This window comes from Caedibacter taeniospiralis, from assembly GCF_002803295.2.
Lineage (GTDB): Bacteria > Pseudomonadota > Gammaproteobacteria > Francisellales > Francisellaceae > Caedibacter > Caedibacter taeniospiralis.
In genome coordinates this window covers 34,053-57,572 of record NZ_PGGB02000007.1, presented here as the reverse complement: position 1 = coordinate 57,572, position 23,520 = coordinate 34,053, and the positions used below count along the sequence as shown (strand labels likewise).

Sequence of the window (23,520 nt, the reverse complement as noted above, 5' to 3'; positions counted from 1 at the left end):
TTCCGATGATCACAGTAGCATATTTTAATTTTATGGCTTATATCTGTTAGCACGTCAGGAGACGAAACTAAATAGCATTGATCGTGTAAGGAGCCCTACTATGAAAAAGACAATTAGATCACTCTTTTGCTTATCTTTATTGAGCTTAAGCATGCAAATAACCCATGCCCAGGATTGTAATGTCTGGGATGAAGCAGGAGATTCCAAAGACAGTTTTGCCTGTTTGGCAGGAAAGGGGCTCGCGGATCGATTTGTAAAAAATGAAGCCTCAACTATCCTCGATGCGTTTGACCCCCTTGCCGCCTTGGCTAATTTTGGCGCAGGTAAACTCTGGAGTCTGATCTGGCCACAGCCTGACCCGCAAATGGAAATGTTAGAGCAGATTCTTCAAGGTATTAATGATATTGAAACCATGCAGCAAACGACAATGCAGGTGATGACTGAGGATTTCGCTGCCACTGATGCCTTGATTGAAGATATTATTAAAAGTATTGCAGGAACCCTTGGGTTTAAATTAGATGAAGCAGCTAATACGCTTTATACCGAGATTAATTCCACCACAAATGGTATTTTGGCTTTTGCCGACAATCCACAAAGTCAGTTTTTTACCGAGACTATTTCAAGCTGGATCTTCCCGCCCATAGCCCCATACCTTATTATTTTTCCTAGTATTGAAGAAGACGAAACACCAGGGAGTAATCCACAGGATGGCGCATATCTGGTGATTAACAATGGTGAAGCTATGCCTGCTTCAGGCTGGAATGTTGGAGGCAGTAAACCATTTAGTTTTGTGATCTACGATGGAGATGCGATCATCAAACAAGGCAATACCACAGTGTGGTCTTTTAGTAGCGTCTACTTTCAGCTTTATCCTTTGGATGAAGCACAAATTGCAAATGGGGCAATTAGCGTCACGGGGGTGAAGTTTGAAAATGGTCAGCTTTTATTTAGCCTAAGTGGTGGCACTCGCGCTCAAGTGGTGCTTGGTATGGATAACAATCAATATCCCGATGACACAAGAAATAAGTTTACTTCGGCTATTTTTCAATCTGATGGCAGTTTTTCCGCCTTTGTTCCCTACACATATAAGGACCTTAACGGAAATACACGCCAGGGAATTCCGTGGACGAATCAGCAAATGTCTTTATTCACTCAGGAAGTTTTCAATGTGCTTTCCATAACTACAGAGGGAAAGCAGACCGCAGATGCACTGACTAAAACACTAGACTACCTTGGTGTTCTAAGCACTGGGGATAAGACGAATATTAACATTCAGGATTTAGGCGATTTGATCAATCAGTGGCTTAGTAAATACGCCCAACAGGTGCAGGCCATTATCAATAGCACAGGAGGCTTATACTTAAATAAATCGCAACCTGGGTATGCACTGTTAAATCTGGGTGAAACAACACAGATGATTGATCTTGGCAATACGTCATTGCAATTTTATCAGCTCTACGCGCAAGCTGTGACCATTTTATCCAGTGCATCACAGGCGATTGTATATGCCTACTACTTTAAACCCGATTTGCTTAAGGCGTATGGCATTGATATTTCCAGTCTTTCAGAGGATTTTACGAATGCACTGCAAACACTAAATAATACTTTTACTCAGGGATTAACTAGTTTTCAGGTCAATAGTTATGTTGGTGGCATCCCCGCGACCTCTGCCTCAGTGGGAAAAATTTCATTTAATACTATTCCTGGAACAACGCAGCGGATTCAAGCCTTCACCAATAGCGATACTGTACCGATGATTTATGTTCCTTTCACAATGAAACATCAGCTCAGCCAAACAGATATTGAAAATTATATTAAACTCGTAAAAAGTCGTAATTTAGCCGCTTTAACACAAAATGCCGATCCTGCTTTTGTTTGTGCACTTACAGGGAATTTTTACGAAGCTAATGGACAGCTCTTTGACTGTAAAAGCCAATTTCCCAGTAGCGACTATCCTTATCAAACCGTAGGAGTCATGGCGCAATACAGCGTCGTCTCCAGTGCTTTTTCGCTTTTACCCCCAAGTTCAGCCGATGGAGAATTTGGCAGTAATTTTGCCAATATCGCCCCTCAATTTACCCGCCAGGATGGAAGTGGCAACACCCAATATGTCTACGCTATTGTCAGTCGTTTTGAGGCAAACACAGCAGTGCCCTCTGAAAATAATAAAACCTACTGGGATGCAATTGTTACCGATAATTTTGTCGTTAATGACAATTTATTTAATGGTTATCTTCAAGATGTCAGTCCCATTAATACGGATTTACCACGCGGTAATTGGTCACAGTTTTGCAAAATACCCGAGGTTTTTAACCCTCAAACAGGAAGTGGCTGCACAAAACAACCCGATAATTCCTACGTGTGCAATGCCTCAGCATACTCCAGCGTTACCTCTCCACTAGAGTTGCAATGTTCAGTCAATCCAAGCGCAAGCCTACCTGCTTTTCAGAAATATACGATTTATCCTGCTTCTTGTGTATCCACCAATTTTAGCAATGTCTCCTTGCATGATATTTTCATCAATTTTAACCCTACAACAGCGATGCTCGCCTGTAGTGTCAATAGCTTTGACTACCAAAGCATCCTTGATAATGGCTTAAAGTTTTCACCTGCCTCTTCTATTGATCCCAAAACGGTTGTCATCAGTAATGATGGTCAATTCATCGGTGCCACAGCAATGAAGGGCAACGATGATATTGTCCAAACCTGGCCCTTATATCGATTAGATGTTATTCATAACTATGGCATTGATTTTAATGGCATGTATCGCAATGCCTCAGAAGTTACCGTAAACAATGGCAATAGTGGAAACACGCTAAGCTCAAGTGCTTTTAGCATCAATAAAGCTGGCTACTTATGGTCGCCCTCGCCAAGTGACTTATGGCCTGATTCGATGAAAGATAATTTACCTAAGGGTAACTGGAGAGATTATTGCTCCCAACCAATTGTGTACAAAGATCGCCTTGTTACGCGCTGCAACAATGTTACTTATTACCTTGATTATTTAAAACCTGACGGCAGCTTGTTTTGTAGCCAATACAACCTCAGTAACGGAAAATCATACAAAGACGTTTTGCCCAAAGGTTTCCTGTATTGTGCAGATAAAGATGGCAAACCCTTAGCGTCAGCTTTGGCGGATTACTTGCTGCAACGTGGGCAAATCACGCCAGATATCCAATCTCATTGTGCGCTTTCCAGTCTTGGGATCGCCAAAGACAGTGATCACCTTGAGTTCTATTGCCATCCAAGCTCAGGTTCTGCCACTGAAAACACTCAATGGATAAAAACCGTTCTTTCTGCCGCATCTCCTATCGAGCATAATCATCAAGTCTACGTTTATAACAGCGATGGTAAAGTCAGTATTCCTCAATGGTCAGGGGTATGTGGTGCCTATATCTATGAAACAACGACTACTCCAGATATGCAAAGTGTGCACTGCGCCTTCTGGGATAAAAAGACCAGCTCGTTAAAATCAAACACTTCCCCAGATGCCAGATCATGGGAAAAATCACATTATCTTGATTCAAGCGTTGAAGCTTTGTGTGACCTATCCTATTTAGGCAATTTACATAAGGCACTGGGGACCTCTCAGGATAATGCCAATAATGCCCCGTTCCCAGAACCCGTGTTTTATTGTCAAAGTTTAAGTAGTGGTCAACCATCGGGTTCATGGGTAAGTACAGATCTCTCAGTGAATCCCATTTGGCCAAAACCGTCGAATGATCAGACTTTTGTGGTGGATAAAACAGGTGTAGTCAGTACAGGACACACCCCTGCGCCTGGCACCTATACGCAACAGTGTATAATTTACAATGCTGCCTTTGGCAACTTGGGTAATGCTTATCCTCAAACGATTTCAGCGACTTGTGGTGATGCAAAAACCTTTAATGACAGCTGGAGTTATGCAACGATATGTACGCCAGGCTCCAGCGTGTTTGCCGATGATACAGGCAAGTTGCAATGCCAGATTGAAGCAGGCGCTCCAAATATCACCGGGGCATGCACCCTGGTCAGCTATCAAGGTGGTAAAGCCTATATCGTGTGCCCGACATATAATCCTTCCTCATCAGCAGCCTATGCTTTAGATGAGATAGTCATGACTCTGGAGCAATATGAAAAATTTCAAGGGGATTGTGATCCCAACTATGGAATTCGTTTCAATGAAGATGGCTCCCAAACGTGTATCGTAAACAAAGGCGCTCCCGAACCTCCAGCTGTGCCAGATGGTTGTATGATAACCGATTATAATGTTGGTCAAAACCAGATCTCGGTCATTTGTCATGGAAAAGCGTCTACTTTGGATTACAGTACCTGCCCTAGAGGACAAGAGTTGCGCATTGTTGATGATATACTTTCGTGTGGTGGGCGATTTATTCCATACCCCATCGATCCCGAAAATTGTATGTTAGATACTGAAACTAATTTACTATGGGCAAGATCAGGGAGTCTAGCCAAACAATTGATGACCGAGGCACAACAAGACCCTGCTAAAGCCAACACCAATAAAGTCTGTGGGCTTAGCAACTGGCGGTTACCCAGTATGGAGGAGCTTGGTTGCCAAGACCTCTGGAATGGAAGCTCCTGCTATTCAAACATTTTATCAACAGGTCTTTTTTACAATTGGAATCAGACAAATATTTGTGGGGCTCAAAAGAATCAACCTTGCGGAACGATTGCAAACTATCTCAATGCCGTTGGTTTTTTGAACCTACAGCAAGACAGTTATTGGACCAGTACGGAACTAGAGGCAGGGGACTGGTGGATCCTTAATTTTAATAGTGCTGGAATTAGCCTGGGCTTTGATGACTACTATCAACATGACGCATTTTTTGTTCTACCCGTTAGTGCAAGCCAATCAAGTACACCACTAAAAACAAAAAATCAACTTACACCTAAGGAAAATGAAAAATGAAAGCATTTATTTCGACTACCAGCATTAACCTAAGCTGGATGTTACTGCTTGGAGTAAACCTAACTTTTGCCAAAGATGACACCAAGTATTACAACACCTCTTCTTTTACCGACAGCCATGATGTCCGAGCAGGGCACCTTCAGTTTATCAATCAAAGCCCCTTTCAGGTGGAGATTACCAGTATTACCGATGCCTTGGGAAATTATCCTCCTAAATGCAATGCCTTTTCAGGAGCAAGCACGGGGGATGTCATCAATCCAGGCAAAAGCACGCAAACCATACAAATGATTGGTAATTACAACTATGGGGATGCGCATGGCAAATATCTCTCGGGCTGTTTAATCACCTTCACTGTTAAGAATGTAAACTTTAATGGTGGAGATTTAACTTTTTATATCAATGTTGCGCGTGATCAATATGATCCTGGCTGGTATGGGAAATACCCCAAAGAAACCTGGGTTACCTATGTCAGCGCGTTCTCTCGAGGCTGCATTTCCTCAGGATGTAACGGAGTCAATAGCGACAGTAATACAGGTCTTTATTTAGTCGGAGGATTTAAGGACTGGAAACGCCCTGATGATACCAAATATGAGGATAGCTATTATGTTACCCTTTCTCAATTTCCCGTGAGTTGCGATGCAGCCCCCAACCAACCCATCTATAGTCCAGATGGAAGCTTCGATAACTCCATGTCTAGTCCAGGTAGTCCATCAAGTTCACCTACGCCTCTTAGCGTCAACAGCTGCAGTGACTTTAATGGTAAATATGGACAGGTTTATAACAATACAAATTATTTATAATGAGTGATTATTTTTATTACAATAAACAACCAAATTCAAATCAGACATTCTGAATTAGAATTGGCGAAGTTGCACGGTAGCAAGCATGAGTAGTAGAGATGCTCCGGCAAGGCCGCGTTCCGTTAAAGCATGCTTCACAACCACCCGCTTGTGGTTAAACGCCAGTCCTAGTTTTAAAATACGCTTGACCTGCGATTGCGCTTTAAGTTCTGCCACATAATTTTTCGTATCAATCTGGCTTAGGGCTTTCTCTGCCAGGAGTTCCTGATTTTCGCTATCGTCTTCCTTCCCATGCTTAAATTCCATTACAATTCCCAAATCATGCTTTTGATTATCTGCCAATGGATAAATCAGCACATCAGGATATCCCTCGCCTGATTCACGATTTGAATGGATGAGATGAGTCTCTCTTAATGACGCGATTAAACCGAGCACCAAACCATGATAAAACTTCTCGGCGGTATAGCCTGTGTCTCTGACACTTAAGGCTTCAGTGAGATAAGTGTTTAATTGTTCACTGAACTTCTCCACCTTGCCTTCAACCAGATTATTTAAAAACGATTGATACTGTACGCCTAAACGTGTGCTAAACCACATATCGAAGTAATAATTAAGTAAATGAACAATTTCGATATTTGGGAGCTTAACCTGGCAACGATACAGGAGTTTACCAGTAGCTTCACAGCTTTCGGTAGTGAGATAGCCTGCAAACAGCAACAAACTCCATAAACTGCTCGATTGAATATCCAGCGTGTCATAGGTCACATGGCGATCGATAATGACTTCTGCCGTCTTATATTCCATCAATTGCGTCACCGCAGGATGCACATCTTCACGGAATTTCAGCAGCAGGGTTTCAATCATTTTGTTATTGGAGGTATGCACCCAATAGTCATCAAATTTTCCATCTTTATGCAGACAATTTAAAATCGACCAGGGGTTGTAAATCTGAAGTCCTGCAAAGTTATAACCGTTATACCATTTTTTGGCATTTTCTCTATCCGCAATCAAACCCTGATCCTGATATAATTCATCAAGCTCTTTGTTGCTAAAGCCAAAATATTCGCGATATTCTTTATCCAAAATTGTATAGACTTCAAGGTTATTTAAGCCTGAGAGCATACTGTCTTTGGAGACGCGTAAAATGCCTGTCATAACACCTTTGTGAAGTGCGTCATTGTCCTTAAAGGTATTGCTCATTAGATTACGCATCAAAGGGGTTAATGCTTCAATATAATTCTCCACATAAGCGGCATTGAGAGGGGTGTCATATTCGTCGATTAAGATGACTACTTTCTGCTGGTAGTGTTTATAGAAAAGTTCGCTCAATCTTTTTAATGAGACATCTATTTCTGACGCACTGAGTATTTCAAATCTTAAGTAATTGCGAAATATTTCTTTGTCAATGGAGCTTAATTGTTCAGACTCTAATAGATAGTAATGTGCTCTAAAGAGATCTCTGCACAAAAGTGACAGGTGTTCCAATGCCGTTTGATAATCCCGTGCCTTAATGTCTTTAAAGCTCACAAAGATCACGGGATATTTGCCCTGATACTCCTTAAGGTAAAAACCATTATCTTCCCTGGCAATAGCGAGATGATCAAACAAGCCCTGGGTTTCAATAAAACCAATTTTAGCGGCAAAGAAATGATGCAGCATGGACATGTTTAGGGTCTTGCCAAAGCGTCTGGGGCGCGTGATCAGGATCACATCACTAGTATCCTCAATGATTTCTTTAATAAACAGACTCTTATCGACAAATAAGCCATTGCCTGTAATGATTTTCTCAAAATTAGAAGAACCGATATAAATTTTCTTAGGCATAAGCTACTTTGTTTTTACAGTAAAGTCTGGTGCCTATGGTAGCAATATCGTTGCAAAGTTACCATCAAATGCGTAATAACTTCAGTCATTGAGTTTCGAACTCCTATTTCTTTATATTTCCTCACCGTTGTTTCAAATCTTGCCTTCAGAAGCGAAGGGAGAGTAAGCCCATTAGCTTTGCTTAATGTCTTAATTAACTGAAGTTACGGACTTTTACTGAGTTTGAAGACTACCCCGTCTGCTTCGCATATCCTCCAGCTGTGCGCGGAGCTTACAGCGCTCAGCCTTGAGAGCATAAAGCAGTTTATGCTCTCCAAGACAGGCTTCACCCCCTTCGCTAACGAAGGGGAATTTTAGGGCAGGCTCATCAAAAATTCCCCTTCACAAGTGAAGGGGTGCCGAGCCTGCGAGGCGGGGTAGTGCAGCAAAAGTGCGTAACTTCAGTGAATAATTTACTCTATGGTGGTAAATTCTGCCACCGTGGATCAAAAAATATCCTTTTATGCGATTTTCTCAAATCGTATCATTCTTGTGACTAAAAATCATACCGTTATCATAAGAATGCGTAAAGGAGAAAAAGCGTGAAAAAATATAAGCTGATTGCACTATTGGCAAGCATTATCCTATCTGGGGCAATGACAGGATGTAATACAGCTGATCAATCTAGTCCCACATCTGACTCAGATGCATTCAAATCTATTCAAATAAACGCATCAACCTTGCTGGCTGAACGTATGGCAACGAATCGAGAAGGTGTTTTTGAAGCCATCATCAATGCAGGTTCCCAGGCTGCTGCCTTGGCGCTTGGTGCTGGTGCTGAAGAAACAGGGGTTGCCATTACTGCCATTAACTTTCCAGTAGCCGATGGCGTGACATGGAATCAAGTACCTAATAGCAGTGGGCTGCCTGATTGTAAAATAGGATTGGTTTTGTCTGTGAGCAACCCAAGCTGTGCAATTAAGGCTTTGCTTGAAAGTCGTACAGATGGTGCCACAGTCAGTGGTGATATTGAGGTTAAAACTAATTCACAAACGCTTAAACTACCTGTTAAAACAGAGTTTGTGGGCACGGGCAACACGCTTCTACCCATGGCTAAATTGACACATACTACCGTCATCTCACCTGATAGTACCGCCGTTATTACTGTGTTAAATCCTTCTGATAATACAGTGGCTTTAAACAATATCAGCATCAATATTCCGACGTGGTTATCCACCAAGATCAAAAAGATCGCAGGTGGGGTGTTAAGCCAAAATCAGGATGGTTCAAGCAGCATTTTGTATACCCAAAATGGGCGTGCTGCCAACTTAACCCCAGGGCAATCTGCTCAAATCAGCTTTGATTTACGTGCAGGATCTGATGTCAGTGACGCCATTTTAGCGCATTATAGCGAGCTTGCAGACAATCCCACATCTCAAATTTTAGTCGTGAATGCCGCTAATTTAAGAAATAAACTCGCGCCCACCTTAGACATTTCAGCAGCACCAGGAAAACTCAACAGTAGCGTTATACTGTCAGATCCTAGTCAGTATCAAACGATTACTCTTAAAAATCTGGCGAATACCGCCCTCATGATTAGTGATATTCAATTAAATTTACCCACGGGAGTTACGCGCAAGGGTGGCAGCTGCAAAATGGGTAGTATGCTTGCCGAGAATGGTGATGAGGCTAGAAATAATTGCACTATTATTTTAAATGCTGAACGCGCGGCTCGATCACAAAACAATAAATCACTGAGAATTCGCTATAGAGATCTCTCGGGTAATAGCTTTGTCAGTCAAACTACTGTTGAGGTGGCATCTGCCGATATCAGCATCGAAAATATTGCAACAGACAACGCTGTAAGTATCCCAACAACCGCTGAAGAAGTCGTGAATATCAGCATTACCAATACAGGGAAACTCAACTGGATACCTTCAAATTTGAGAGCAAACTATATGATCACGCCAGAAGGTCAAAGTCTGGCTGCAGAGAATATCGAAATCCTCGATGAAGGTTTGAATAACAGTGATTATCTTACAGGTAATCCCGTTCTTCCTGCTGAAAGCTGTACCTTAGCGGTTAAACTTAATCCTAATACCCAGCCAGGCAATTATATTCTCACTGTATTACCCTCAGGAAATCTCAGTAGTCAACAAACCAAAACTTTTTCGATAAGAGGCAGGCTTGGCATGTTTCAATTGAGAGATGATCGTAATAGTCAGCTCGATACTATCCATCTTAAAATTGGTCAGAGCCAAACCGTGACAGTTCACAATATCGGTCAGACCGCGATTAGTAATGTGCTTCTGACTACCCCTACACCATTAACACTCTCCAGCAATACGTGTAACAGGGTAACACTTGCGGCAAATGCAAGTTGCCAATTTACTTTCATTGCGCCCGATGGCACGGGAGAAGGTGATTTTACCATCAAGGTTATGGGCGTATCTAATACCGAAGTGGTATCACACTCCATAGTCATCAGTACTGAAGGTATCACGCTTTCTGTTACGCCATTATCGGCCATCGAAATACCCAATAGCGGTCAAAGTATTAGTGAGATAGTTCTTACCAATCTCTCTGATTTTGATTGGCACCCCTCAAGCAACCAAGCCAATTATGAAATCACAGGGGAAGACACCAGTAGCATTTCTCTGGTGGGAACAGGATTATCACACCCCTATTGTTTGTCAGGTGCTCCAATCCCTCCAGGTGGCAGCTATGCTGTTGGACTACAGGTTGCTTCAGCTGTTAAAGTTGGCAGTTACGCTTTGGATATTAAGCAAGCCGCTAACCTGGCTAAAGCATATGCGATTGAGTTTGATTTAATTAATGCCTTAGGTTTTGTGCGTTTTGAGCCACAGACGCTCAGCATTGGCAAAGGCATCAACCCCATGCCGCAAATGGTCACACTCCGCAACGTTGGCAATACCGATATCACTCATTTTTACATTGCTTCTTCTGATGAGCTGACAACAACCAACAACGGCTGCGGAAGCTTGAGCGCACCCATAACTCTTGCAACCAATAACAGCTGCAGCTTTGAGGTTTCCGCGGATACTTCTGTCGTAAACAATACTTACCACTATAGCGCTTTTGGAGATGCTCAAAGTTGTATTAATTGCTCTGGAAATACAACGATGCCAGTGACTGTTGGCGGTGTTACGGTATCACTTGGGGTCATTGGAGATAACGACAATATCAGGCATCCAGCAGTGGGGAGTGAGGTTACGAATCTTACCACTATCAATGAGAATGAGGAAGAACCTTGGAATCCGTCGACTAAAACAAGTGACTATGTGATCAGCTGCGCACAGGGTAATACCAGCGCCTGCAATACCACCAATATCAGAATTGTAGCACCGATCTCTGGAGTCAACTGTCTAAGTGGCAGCCCTGTAGCACCAGGCAACATTTGTCATGTTGGCATTCAAACCAACATGAGCACATTGCCAGGCAATTACACGATCAGCTTATTGCCTGCAAAAAATTTAACCAGCCAGCAAACCAGGGCTTTCACGGTTAAGGGATTATTGGGGATATTTCAATTTACCGATGAAACGAATAATCCAATCAATAGCACGAGAATTAAGCTCGGTGATACGCAAACCTTCAAACTTACAAATATTGGGGAAACTGCAATTAGTGAGCTTAGCCTCAATATTCCTAGCGCATTGATAGTCTCAAGCAATAGCTGCACTGGCACAACTTTACAGCCTGGCACAAGTTGCTCATTTACCGTCAATGCTTCTTATGGCATGGGTGCTAACAATTTCACCATTTCAGCCCATGGTCTTAGCGACAACGAAAGTATATCGCATGTGCTAAATCTGAGCGTTGAAGGAGTGACACTCGCCATTGACCCGTTATCTGCGATTCCCATTCCCAATAGCGGCAGTCGTATTGCTGAAGTGGTGATCACCAACACCTCAAGCTTTGACTGGCATCCATCTACTAACCTTAGTGACTATGAAATTACAGGAGTCGATCCCACTGCCTTGTCCCTTGTGGGCACAGGATTATCGCATCCTTATTGTTTGTCTGGGGTTATTGTCTCTGCAGGTGGGGTATGTGCGATTGGCATACAAGTTGAAGATTCTGCTATGGTGGGCAGTTATAGTTTAACGCTAAGACAAGCCACTGATCTTGCCAGCTCTTACGGCGTAGATTTTGATATCATCGCTAAATTGGGATGGGTGAGCTTTAATCCTGCGTCATTGAATATAGGCAAGGGCTCAAATCCCACGATCAAAACTGTGAGCGTCCAAAATACAGGCGATACGGCTATCAGTAGTTTTTACATTGTGGCACCCATAGAGTTAGCAACAACAAGTAATACTTGTGGCACAGAAGGGGCACCAATAACACTTGCAACAAATAGCAGTTGCAGTTTTGATGTTTCTGCTGATAACTCAGTTTTAGAGGATACTTACGACTATATCGCTTATGGAAATGCTGAAAATTGTGCTAACTGTGATGGCACTGCTCGCGCACAAGTTATGGTTACAGGGGTTACGATTGCCATTGGTGTCATTGGGGACAATAACAGCATAAGACGTCCTCAAACAGGCAATGCAATAACCAATGTAAGCATCACCAATACCAATAGAGAAATGCCCTGGAGACCGTCACATCAGTTAAGCGATTATTTTATTAGCTGTGCGTCGGGAGGTCCTGCCACGTGTAATCCAGCAAATATCATGATTGTGGCGCCAACTGCAGGGATAAGCTGTTTGACTACAAGTGCCGTGAGTCCCAACACAAGTTGCAATATCGGTATTCAAACTAATGAAAATACACAAGCAGATGCTTATGTTCTGACACTACTGCCTGTGGAGAATTTAACAGATCGACATAGTAAAAATTTTATCGTCAAAGACCTGCTTGGGATGTTTCAATTTCAAGATGATCGTGGAAACCAAATCGATAGCATGAGTCTCAATATCGGGGATATAGAAACGATTACCCTGCACAATACAGGGGAAACGCCTGTGAGTAATGTGGCACTCACTATTCCTTCGCCGCTTGTAGCCTCCAATAATAGCTGCGATGGGACGACGTTAGCCCCTGATGTAAGCTGCAGCTTTAGTGTGAACGCGCCTGATGGCATGGGGGAAAGCGATCTTACGATCGCGGTCAACGGTACATCAGACGGGCAGACAGTGTCGCATTCGATGCCTGTAAACGTTCTGGGAATTCATCTTACCATGTCGACTCTTTCAGCTATCCCAGTTCCACATACAGGTAAGAGTGTCACTGAAGTGATACTCACTAATAGTTCCAGCTTTGACTGGCATCCCTCCACCAATATCGCTGACTACATCATCACGGGGGTCAACACCAGTGGAATGTCTATCGTAGCAACTGGATTGACACAGCCTTACTGTCTATCGGGTGCTGCTGTTGCCCCTGGAAGTAGCTGCAGTCTTGGTCTAGCGATTGAAAGTAGTGCACAGGCAGGCAACTATAACTTACGTCTCCAAAAAGCAACTAATCTTGCGACAACACAAAGCTTTGCCTTCAATGTTATCGACAAACTGGGACTGGTGAGTTTTGATCCACAAACGCTTAGCCTGGGCAAAGCTTCCAATCCCACGTCACAGACGATCACTGTTAATAATCTTGGCAACACGGATATTGATAATTTCTACATTGCAGAACCCGTGGCACTTCCTGCAACGAACAGCAGCTGTGGTACACAAAGTACCCCAGTCACCTTAGCTAAAAACGCAAGCTGCAGCTTCGAGGTAGCCGCTGATAATGCAGTGCCAGATGGCAGCTACAGCTATAGTGCTTATGGTGATGCTGCCAATTGCGCTAATTGTGATGGCAGTGCACAAGCGCTTGTTAGCGTTTTGGGTGTTACGGTGTCCATTGGCGTGATTGGGAATAATGACAGCATTAGACATCCAGCATCAGGTAGTGAAATAATAAATGTCGCCATCACCAATACACACTCGTCAATCCCTTGGGAGCCTTCCACAAACATACGCAACTATGCAATTAGCTGTGCCCCTGGTGTTACACAAACTTGTAGCCTAGACAATATCACAACCACCGCCCCAACTTCAGGCATAAACTGTCTTAAAGCAGATGAGGTGGCGCCGGGAGCCAGTTGTAATATTGGCATTCAAACCAATGAAAACACAGAAGCATTGTCGTATGTTTTAGTTCTCTCTCCAGCTAAAAATCTGACAACCAAAGCAAGTCGATCTTTTGTGACGAAAGATTTACTGGGTATGTTTCAATTTGCCGATGAAGCAGGAACTACTACCATCAACAGCATCTCCATAAAAATTATGAATAATCAAACGATCACGCTTCAAAATACAGGGAAAACACCCATAAGTAATATCGTGCTTACTGTGCCCACACCATTAACAAGTTCCAATGACACCTGTAATGCTGCGACACTCGCTGCTGGGGCAAGCTGCAGTTTTACGCTTGGGGCGCCTGAAGGCATGGGAGAAGATGCGCTTACGATCACCGTCGCAGGTACATCAGATGGGCAGGCTGTGTCTCATTCAATCCCTGTGAGTGTTGAAGGTGTTACTCTTGCAGCATCTACTTTAGCTCCTGTTCCTGTTCCTAATAGTGGCAGTCGTGTCAGTGAAATAATCCTCACCAATAACTCAAGCTTTGACTGGCATCCATCCACCAATATCGCTGACTACGTAATTGCCGAAGGGGATATCAGTGGACTATCTATTGTAGGCACAGGACTTACTGAGCCTTATTGCCTCTTGGGTCAGGATGTCGCACCTCTTAGCAGTTGTAGTCTGGGGTTACAACTAACCAGTAATGCACATGCTGGTAGCCACAAGCTTCATGTGCGTCAGTCTACCAACCTTGCCAAGACGCAAAGTTTTGCTTTTACTGTCATCGATAAACTTGGGCTTGTGAGGTTTGATCCGCAAACACTGGATATTGGCAAGAGCTCGAATCCTGTGGCACAGACAGTAACGGTTCATAATGAAGGTGATACGAATATCAATGACTTCTTTATTATTGCCCCCAATGAGCTTCCCCCAATAAGTAGCAGCTGTGGCACGCAAAGCACTCCTATAACCCTTGCAAGAAATGCTACTTGCAGCTTCGAGATTGCTGCTGATAATGCTGTCAGTGATGGCACCTACAGCTACACCGCTTTTGGCAACGCGCAAAACTGCGTCAACTGCGATGGTAACACCTATATGAGTGTGAATGTCGCGGGTGTAACCGTGGCAATAGATGATATTGGAGATAGTGGCAATATCAACCGTCCTGCTACAGGGGGTAAAATAACCGATGTTACGATTACTAACACAAGTGAAACCACTGCATGGGACCCATCCAACAGTACAGCTGACTATGTGATTGCCTGCACGGCAGATGGTGTAGATACATGTAATACCACGAACGTCACTATTGTAGCGCCCACAGCGGGTGCAAGCTGTTTAAGTGGTGATCCTGTGGCAGCTCACGCCAGTTGCGCGATTGGCATTCAAACCAATGCCAATAGCACGCGAGCAAGCTACAGCTTAATGCTTAGAGCGCATAATAATCTTTCACTTGACAGTGAGTTGCAAGACTTTAATGTGGAGGTTTCTTTGGGCTATCTATCCTACGCTTATAAGGAAAATAATCCTCTTTACACGAGTTACAGAGTGATCAATAACACGAATCGCCCCTTGAACCTTCCCTCTCCTACGGTAAAACATGGGCAGGATAAGGCGACGATTAAACTGGAAAACATAGGAGACACTGAGATTACAGGGCTTTCCTTTAATATGACGGTGAGTAATAATACCTGTGGCACAAGTCTTGCAGGGCATTCAAGCTGTACGGTAGATTGGGAAGTGCCAGCTACGCCAGGAGACTACACCTTTACCACCTCTGCCAATGCACAAACACTAAGCAATAATAATCTAAGCTTTAATGCGGCAGTGGGCTGTGCTTACAGTGAAATTTGTCGCCTGTTTACCTCTTATAGCATAGTCAATGGAGACAATACCTCTTGGAAATTAAATCAAGGCAGCACATTGGTCACTGGAGCTAGTCCCATTGAAAAAGCCAATAATATCTGTGCCCTGGATCAGAACAACCCTGAGGATGGTCGTACCTTTAAAGCGTGGTTTAGTACCTCCACGACAAATGCCAAAGATAATATTAACTACAATAGCTCGTTATCCTACACAGGCAGCTGGAGTTACAACCTTGAGATTTTCAGAACAGGAGCGTTATTTGATGGAACACCAATCAATGGAATATACGATTCTCATGGTGCCAGTAGTAATTATGCCAGAACAGGTACGAGAAAAGATGGAACTTTTATTGACTCCACTGAGCTTGGCTCTTGTTCCAACTGGACACTCGGAAAGTGGTATTATAATATGAAAGGGCTGACTAACTATGGGTATATAGGCAATAAAAACCCAGGGTTCTGGACTACTTACGACACTGCTTACACTGGACCTTCCGCTACCTCAGTTCCTCAGTGCCAGGAAGCTTACCCAATCTATTGCTTTGAAACGCCTTAATAAGCTTTGAACTAATGGGCTTGTGCAACGTGTCGGCGTGAGTAATCAGTGTCACAATCACAACTCGCTACCCCATTTGCAAATGGTGTTTGACAATGACTCGCTTATGATTAAACGCAAAACCCAGTTTTAAAATGCGCTTTACCTGTGATTGGGTTTTTAGTTCAGCCRCATAATTTTTTTGCTCAATCTGGCTTAACGCTTGCTTGGCGAGTTTCTCCAGGTTTTCGCTGCCATCTTCCCTGGCATGCTTAAATTCCATCACAATGCCTAAATCGTGCTTTTGATTATTTGCCAAAGGATAAATAAGCACATCGGGATAACCATCCCCTGATTCACGATTGGAGTGGATAAGATGCGTCGCTCTTAATGAGGCAATCAAACCCAAAACTAATCCGTGATAAAACTTCTCGGCGGTGTAACCCGTGTCTCTGACACTTAAGGCTTCGGTGAGATAAGTATTTAATTGCTCACTGAACTTCTCTACCTTGCCTTCGACCAGATTATTTAAAAACGATTGATATTGCACACCTAAGCGCGTGTTAAACCAGATTTTGAAGTAGTAATTTAGCAGATGCACAATTTCGATATTAGGCAGTTTCACCCGGCATTCATATAATAACTCATCCGTCCTTTATAAATTTTCTTAGCCATAGGTGATGCCACGTAAAATAGAAGCTTTGGGACATGGTAGCGATCTTGGGAGGAAATTGCCAGTGCATCTGTGCGCCATTTTGATAAAAGAGCTTCTTATAACATTTACCAAATTTTTGCTAATAAACGACCATTTTGTAATGGAAGATTTCGGTGATGACTATATTGACGCCCATCACTAATTGTGAGTTGTCAGTGTGACGGACACTGATTACTCACACCGACACGCTTGGGCGAATTATTTGCACAAGCCAAGATTTCTCTGAAATGCGCCCTATTATGCTTTGACTTGACTTGTAAATCTTAAAGCTTTGAGCTATATCTCTCACTGTTATGATTCACAACAGGGAAAATTTGGCAATGAGCGCATCCAAAATTGATATTTTTCGCTACTCTCGCGAGCTGGTTTACTTTTCTGAACTTGTTAAACTTGGAACGCGTAAGAGTGCAGCGGAAAAGCTCAATGTAAATATCAAAACAGCCAGGGAGTATATTCGTACGCTAGAGTCTGCCTTTAATCAAAAAATCATTTCAGACGACAGTGGTATCAAAGGAATTGTATTAACAGAGTTTGGGCAACGCCTATATGCAACCATTTATCCTAAAATTGAACAACTGGATATAGACGTCGATACCCTATACAATTTTGGAGATAAAATCACCTACAAAATGGGCGTGTTTCCTTTGTCTTACCATTACTTTGTGAAGTACATGCTCGCTCCGTTGCGTACTCAGTTCCCCAACATTATTTTTGACATTACAATGATCACACCTGCGATGTTTGAACGCTTTGGTTCACATATCAGGGGTCTGGCACAAAGCTTTGATTTATTAATGATGCCTAGAAAAAATCTCCACTTAATTGATCAAGACAAATGGAAAGTAGTGATTACTTTGCAGGGAAAGTTTGGTCTATATTGCAGTCAAAGCTTTTTAGACACCTTAGGTCACCCGATTGAACAGCCAGAAGATCTGCGCCATTTAGATTATATTGCGACTCCTTTTGAAACTGGGATGATTACCTTTTCACAAGACAATCAACATAAAACGGTACAGCTGAATTTGATAGCACGGGTGTCAATGCACTTATCGGTGAGTGAGCTTATAAGGCAGCATTTAGGGTTTGCCATGTTAGATAACGGACTTGTTAGTTTGACCGATATGCAGACAGTCCCCCTGGTACAAGTCCTCAAAAATTGGGAAATAGAGCGGAATTTGGATACCTTTGTCATATCACAAGGGCGCTATTTAGACGTAGAAAAATTCATGCTCAGCTGTTGGCGACAGGATGTGAGCAATGGAACAATAATTGTTTAAGGTTAAAAATAAGCAATGGTAATTTTTATCACAATTGACCAAATTTTGCTCTTATGTGATCGTTTTGAAGGCATTATCATCCACACAACTAAACGTTAATTATCAATCAAACCCAGGAGAAAATTATGAGTGCGCCAAGCAAAGCTAAGGCAATCAAGCTGGACAATCCAGCCCAGATAAAGGTTAGCCACCGGTCTGGAACCGAACTACACATAGGTCCATGGCTCGCAGCGTATGAAGCTGTAGCAAGGGCGGTCTATCAGCCACAACGCAAGTGAAGGTATTGAGCCCCGTAATAAATCAACGTCACACCTGATCAGGGTTTTCATTTGCCTGAAATCAGAACTGCTGTATACGAAACTAGAGCATGTGTTTTTTTTTTTTTTTTAAAAAAGTTTGGCACAACCCAAAGTAAACAGGCGAGTATGCGCGGAGGTGTCGGGGTCTGAGTCCGTAGCGGGTAGATGAACTGATTGTTTTGGAACTTGGGAGAACCTTGCTATTTCTGAATGCTGTCATGCAAGTTGAAGAAACGAGGTGATGGTTTAGCAAGGTAGTCGGACTGGTTCGTAGTAGAGGAGTAGGTAGGGTAATGCCTATCGAGGATAGATTGAAGCTCTGAGAAGGGTCAGAGGCTAATCCACTCGAAGGGGCTGGCAATTTAACGCAAGAGGATAGTTTGAGTGATGTCAAACGCAGAGTTGAATAAAACATTGTTGAAGTTGTCTTCTATAGCAGAGTGCGCGCGAGGGAATCGAAGTTTTGAGTTTACGAGCCTGGCTCATTTACTTGACGCGGAGTTTCTCAGCTATTGCTACTATGGACTTGATAGAAACAAGGCGGTAGGAATAGACAAAGTAAGTTGGCAAGAATATGGCGTGGACGTAGCGGATAAGATAGAGAATCTGGTCATGCGATTAAAGCGCAAGACATTTAAGCCAATGCCAAGTAGAAGGGTATATATCCCTAAAGGAAATGGTGAAAGCCGCCCGTTAGGTATCTCTGCAATTGAGAACAAGATTGTTGAGAGCGGTATAATGCTGATTCTGCAAAGCATATATGAACAGGACTTTCTGGAATGCTCGTATGGGTTTAGACCAGGAAGGAATACTCATCAGGCGTTAAATGAAGTCGATAAGGCGATCATGACCCAACCTGTGAACCATTTGGTGGAAGCGGATATAAAGGGGTTCTTCGATAACGTATCGCACGAGAAACTGAAGGACTTTGTGAAGATACGGGTGAAGGATACGAGTTTGCTACATCTGATAGACTGCTTTTTAAGGGCGGGGTACATAGATAAAGGGGTATTGATCGACACGGAGAAAGGTACGCCACAAGGGAGTATATTAAGTCCGATGTTGGCGAATATATTTTTGCATTATGTATTAGATAAATGGTTTGAAGATACGGTAAAGCAGCACGTTGAAGGATTTTGCAGGCTGGTGAGGTATGCAGATGACTTTGTGTGCTTGATACAGTATCAGGAAGATGCCCGCAAGATTGAGCGGGCATTGGCGAATAGATTTAACAAGCATGAACTACAGCTTCATCCAGAGAAGAGTCGGAACATAAGCTTTGGACGGTTTGAGAAGCTGAATGCTTTGAATGCTGGACGCAAGGCGAATACGTTTGATTTTCTAGGATTTACCCATTTTTGTGATAAGACAAGAAAGGGGTATTTCAAACTGGGTCGGAAAACGAGCGCTAAGAAGTTTCGAGCCAAGTGCAAAGATTTGAACTTGTGGCTGAAATCGATTAGGAATGTACTCCCGACAAAAGAGTGGTGGAAAATACTGAAAGCGAAGCTAAGAGGGCATTTTGAATATTACGGAGTGAGTGGAAACTACCCCTCGATAGCGAAGTATTATTCGATAGCCATGAGACAGACGCTGAAGTGGTTAAATCGAAGAAGCCAGAAGCGGAAAATGAACTGGTGGGACTTTAATAAATATGTAGAGCGCCATCCGTTACCGCGACCACGAATCAATCACATATTTTACACGTTGGTAGCGCTGTGAGTTAAGTTGAAGAGCCGTATGTGGGAAATCTACAAGTACGGTTCTGTGAGGGGCATTGTGCGTCTTCACATTGTATTGAATATAAACAAATATAAATAGGAGAAACAGAAATGTCTACTCGACAAAAAGGAGCAATCGCATGAAAGCTACAATAGAAAAAACAGGTAAAATAGGAAAAATAAACAAAATGACTCATGATGCTTATCTTGCACATGAGGCGTTGTCAGCTTCACAGGTTAAGTTATTGTTAGATAATCCGCATTTGTTCTTGCGTAAGGAACCGATGGTACAAACGCCTGATATGTTGTTAGGTTCAGTGATTCATTCGTTGGTACTTGAGCCTGAGAGTTTTGATATATCATTCTGCCATTGACTGGCAGGTGAGCTTAGCGCTTGATAATAGTCGCGCCATTCACGTAACAGCGATGGCAATCAAAGACCATACAATTTATCTTGCAGGCTATTTTACAGGCACACTGCACGAGGCATTTGGCGGAATCAAGCCCAAAGGGAAAACCGCAGGATTTGTCGTCGCTGTAGATGCAAAAAATGGCAAAACGTTATTGTGGCGCAAAAACCTGGAAGTGGCTCGTCGCAATTCACAAGCGACTATCATCCCTGATCATATTGCATTTAATGACGATATGATTACTGTTTCTGGAACAACCACAGCAGGGCTTGAAATCTATGGTCAGTTAGCTCAACCTCAATCGGCCAAGGATCAATTTAGCGTGAGTTTTTCCTTAGATGGGCGATTGCAAGCTACGGATCTTAAACAGTTAAGTAAATTGTCACCTTTGTCAGCTGAAAAGACAACAACTCCACCAAACGGTCCTGTCGTTGATGGTCTTGTGGATTGGGCGGTGGGCAAGACTATGGATTGGGCAACTTCTGAAATAGCTAAGAAGTTTGGCATTAATCCCAGCTCCCCTAGTGCAGCAATTGAAAGCGACTTAAATCAGCTCAATAGTGAGATGAACGAGGCGCTGGCTGATCTTGCCACCATTCAAAACGATCTCAATGAATTACTTGGTGGATTTGCAGCACTTTACAATCAGGTTCTTGCTGATCAATCGACAAATTACGCGGTAGAGGCAAAGATGCTAGCTACTGGGATTCAAACCCAGTGGGATCAGTTTACTAACGCCACAGTAAATATTCATAGCTTGTCTGATTTAAGTACGAATACAGAGGCACAGGCTCAACTGCAAGCCTTGCTGACAAACAGCTATTTGGCAAGTCTAGCCGATAATATTCGTGACTTAACCAGCACAGATTCAAAAGATGGCTTTTATTACACATTTGTCAATTCATTAAATGAACAAATGAAAGCGCAATTTGTTGCCAGTAATTACGGCATGGGCACAGACCCTGTTCAATTTATTAATGGCTACAATGAGAGCCTGATGAATATTTATATGAGCTCTTTGGTTTCAATCCAGCAAACCTATAACATCCTTCTTACAGCGGCTTATCTGCAAGCCAATGTCGCAGGTTTTGAGGATTTGGTCTCGCCCATTGAAGGGGCGACTGGTTCTTTTGCCAACCAGCAGGCGGTCATTAATCAATATTTTGAGAATCTTATCATGGGATCCAGAGATTCAAACAATAACCTAACAGGGGCTCCTGGTATTTTCGATGTTACTTCGTCTTATCTTATCAGTGATGATTTTAATGCTACGGCAAGCTACCCAAGCGATTGGTCAGACACTGGTTTGCCACAATACTCTTATGCCTATGCTGCTAACTATCAGCCACAATATGCCAAGGTACAAGCTAATATGCCTCCAGCACAAACCGACAATTTATGCGTAAATGGAGCCACGACTTGTAACGCATATCCATGGACGCAAAAATGTAATGTCTTTACTTGGCAGGGGGTAGTCAGTAATCCTTTTACAGGACAATATGGCAACGGCACGCTCAAGGCTTCATGTGATTCGTTCGACTTAAATTTAAGGGCTGCACAAGATACCGCTCTGTCATACTACATGACTTACAACGGCATGACCAGCCAGTTACAACCCTATGACTACAATCAACACTATGGATACTCACCCGTTGGTTCGCCACAATATGTCAAATATTTTGAGATCAGCTTCAAGGGCAGTGATAATGATTTCACGCTTAATCAACAAGGCTTTGGAGGATGGTCATCTTCCCCATGGATTGCAGCCCTTGATTCAGGACTCTGTCAAAGTGGTGGCGGTTGTGGCTATCCCATGACCGTTGACTCCAATGCCTTTGTCCATTCGCATAGCGGAGCGTATCAATACAGCACCTATCAGTCTATTGCCTTTCCCGATGGATATCTGGGCGTATTTAACCTCGCATCTCAAGCGCATGACGTCGATGGACACGATCAGATTACCTGGGATTTTGCCTTGCAATGCGTCTCACAAATGGGTGGTAACTGCCAATACAATAATTATCAATCGTTGCAATTTGGTGATAATTCAGCAAATACTATCCAATTTAACTCTACAGGCAACCCTAATCCCTACTTCAGCCTGCCAAATAATTGATTGACAAAACGGCAATAACAATAAACATTTTGGGCTTACTCTACCAGAGCGAAACATTGTGTGTCTTAGTTGAGATCTTTTAAACTTCAGCATCAATAGAAACGCCCTTGTCAACTCTAGTCGTGTATGCAGCAAGTCCAGCATAGACCTGCAATAACAACTATGCTATAGTTCGCGCTCAAATCGTCATTGAAGGATTTGAGCAATATGCAGCTTTCTTTTTCTAAATCCCATCACCCTGTTACAGAGAAATTACACCATATCGTTACCAGTAAAAAAACCAATCTGGCCTTGTCAGCTGATGTGACCGATAGTGAGGCGTTAATTCGCCTTGTTGAGCAAACGGCGGATCATATCGCTGTTTTGAAAACCCACATTGATATTGTTACTGATTTTACTTCACTATTAACACAGCGTTTACGCAAACTTGCTGATGAGGCGGGATTTTTGATTTTTGAAGATCGTAAGTTTGCCGACATCGGTAATACCGTTTGTCACCAGGTCAGAGATGGCATTTATCATATTGCTGAATGGGCAGACATTATCAATGCCCATCTTTTGCCTGGTGTGGGCATTATTGATGGCTTAAAAGAAGGGTGTAAGGGACGCGATATCGGACTATTGCTGTTGGCGCAAATGAGTAGTAAAGGCAATTTATTTAGCCCTGAATATACCGCAAAAACAGTAAGTGAAGCTGAAAAAAATAAGGATTTTATCATCGGCTTTATCGCTCAGGAAAAATTAACTCAGGATAATGATCTCATTACGATGACGCCAGGGGTGAATTTTGATGCTAAAGGGGATGGGCTAGGACAAAATTATAATACCCCTGAGTATGTTATTGGTGAGAAAAAGTCAGATATTATTATTGTAGGACGTGGGATTTATGCCGCATACAAACCAGCTGAAGCAGCCTTGTCGTACAAAGAACAAGCCTGGAAGTTAGTTGAAAGGCATTGATTGCGT

The 23,520-nt window shown here is 42.9% G+C and carries 11 protein-coding genes; 9 read left to right on the top strand and 2 right to left on the bottom strand.

Annotated features, from left to right (window positions below; all coding sequences use genetic code 11):
- The first annotated feature begins 100 nt into the window (after nt 1–100).
- The gene (locus CU053_RS03950) at nt 101–4,912 is read left to right on the top strand and encodes an Lcl domain-containing protein (protein ID WP_100551458.1); all 4,812 of its coding nucleotides are present in this window, start codon (nt 101–103) and stop codon (nt 4,910–4,912) included.
- Nucleotides 4,909–5,712: a hypothetical protein gene (locus tag CU053_RS03945; protein WP_100551457.1), complete on the top strand. Its 804-nt coding sequence runs from the start codon at nt 4,909–4,911 to the stop codon at nt 5,710–5,712. The genes CU053_RS03950 and CU053_RS03945 overlap by 4 nt, the downstream gene beginning before the upstream one ends.
- A 54-nt stretch (nt 5,713–5,766) precedes the next feature.
- Here CU053_RS03945 and CU053_RS03940 read toward each other — a convergent pair whose 3' ends face one another.
- Nucleotides 5,767–7,536, bottom strand: coding sequence for an AAA family ATPase (locus CU053_RS03940; RefSeq protein ID WP_158106989.1), 1,770 nt, complete (start codon nt 7,534–7,536; stop codon nt 5,767–5,769).
- Between the two features lie 581 nt (nt 7,537–8,117).
- On the opposite strand from CU053_RS03940, the gene CU053_RS03935 reads away from it, so the two are divergent.
- On the top strand, nt 8,118–16,037 hold the full coding sequence (locus tag CU053_RS03935) for a COG1361 family protein (RefSeq protein ID WP_158106988.1): 7,920 nt from the start codon (nt 8,118–8,120) through the stop codon (nt 16,035–16,037).
- Between the two features lie 67 nt (nt 16,038–16,104).
- Here the strand turns inward: CU053_RS03935 and CU053_RS03930 are convergent, their stop codons facing one another.
- Complete coding sequence (locus CU053_RS03930) at nt 16,105–16,641, bottom strand: PD-(D/E)XK nuclease domain-containing protein (protein WP_158106987.1); 537 nt, start codon at nt 16,639–16,641, stop codon at nt 16,105–16,107.
- Nucleotides 16,642–17,051: 410 nt separating this feature from the next.
- Here CU053_RS03930 and CU053_RS03925 point away from each other — a divergent pair, with 410 nt between their 5' ends.
- The 6 genes from CU053_RS03925 to pyrF all read left to right on the top strand — a co-directional run bounded on the left by CU053_RS03925 (nt 17,052) and on the right by pyrF (nt 23,514).
- Nucleotides 17,052–18,008 carry a LysR family transcriptional regulator gene (locus CU053_RS03925; protein WP_158106986.1) on the top strand — a complete coding sequence of 319 codons (957 nt, stop codon included), beginning with the start codon at nt 17,052–17,054 and terminating at the stop codon, nt 18,006–18,008.
- 125 nt (nt 18,009–18,133) lie between these two features.
- Nucleotides 18,134–18,286, top strand: a complete 153-nt coding sequence (locus CU053_RS03920; protein ID WP_158106985.1) for a hypothetical protein — start codon at nt 18,134–18,136, stop codon at nt 18,284–18,286.
- A 408-nt stretch (nt 18,287–18,694) separates the two neighbouring features.
- Nucleotides 18,695–20,029 (top strand): group II intron reverse transcriptase/maturase, encoded by a 1,335-nt coding sequence (gene ltrA / locus CU053_RS03915; protein ID WP_100550353.1) that lies wholly within the window; start codon nt 18,695–18,697, stop codon nt 20,027–20,029.
- Nucleotides 20,030–20,168: 139 nt separating this feature from the next.
- Nucleotides 20,169–20,402 carry a hypothetical protein gene (locus tag CU053_RS03910; protein WP_158106984.1) on the top strand — a complete coding sequence of 78 codons (234 nt, stop codon included), beginning with the start codon at nt 20,169–20,171 and terminating at the stop codon, nt 20,400–20,402.
- The gene (locus CU053_RS03905) at nt 20,380–22,554 is read left to right on the top strand and encodes a hypothetical protein (protein ID WP_158106983.1); all 2,175 of its coding nucleotides are present in this window, start codon (nt 20,380–20,382) and stop codon (nt 22,552–22,554) included. The genes CU053_RS03910 and CU053_RS03905 overlap by 23 nt, the downstream gene beginning before the upstream one ends.
- Before the next feature lie 207 nt (nt 22,555–22,761).
- Nucleotides 22,762–23,514, top strand: coding sequence for an orotidine-5'-phosphate decarboxylase (gene pyrF / locus CU053_RS03900; RefSeq protein WP_100551014.1), 753 nt, complete (start codon nt 22,762–22,764; stop codon nt 23,512–23,514).
- Nucleotides 23,515–23,520: the final 6 nt, after the last annotated feature.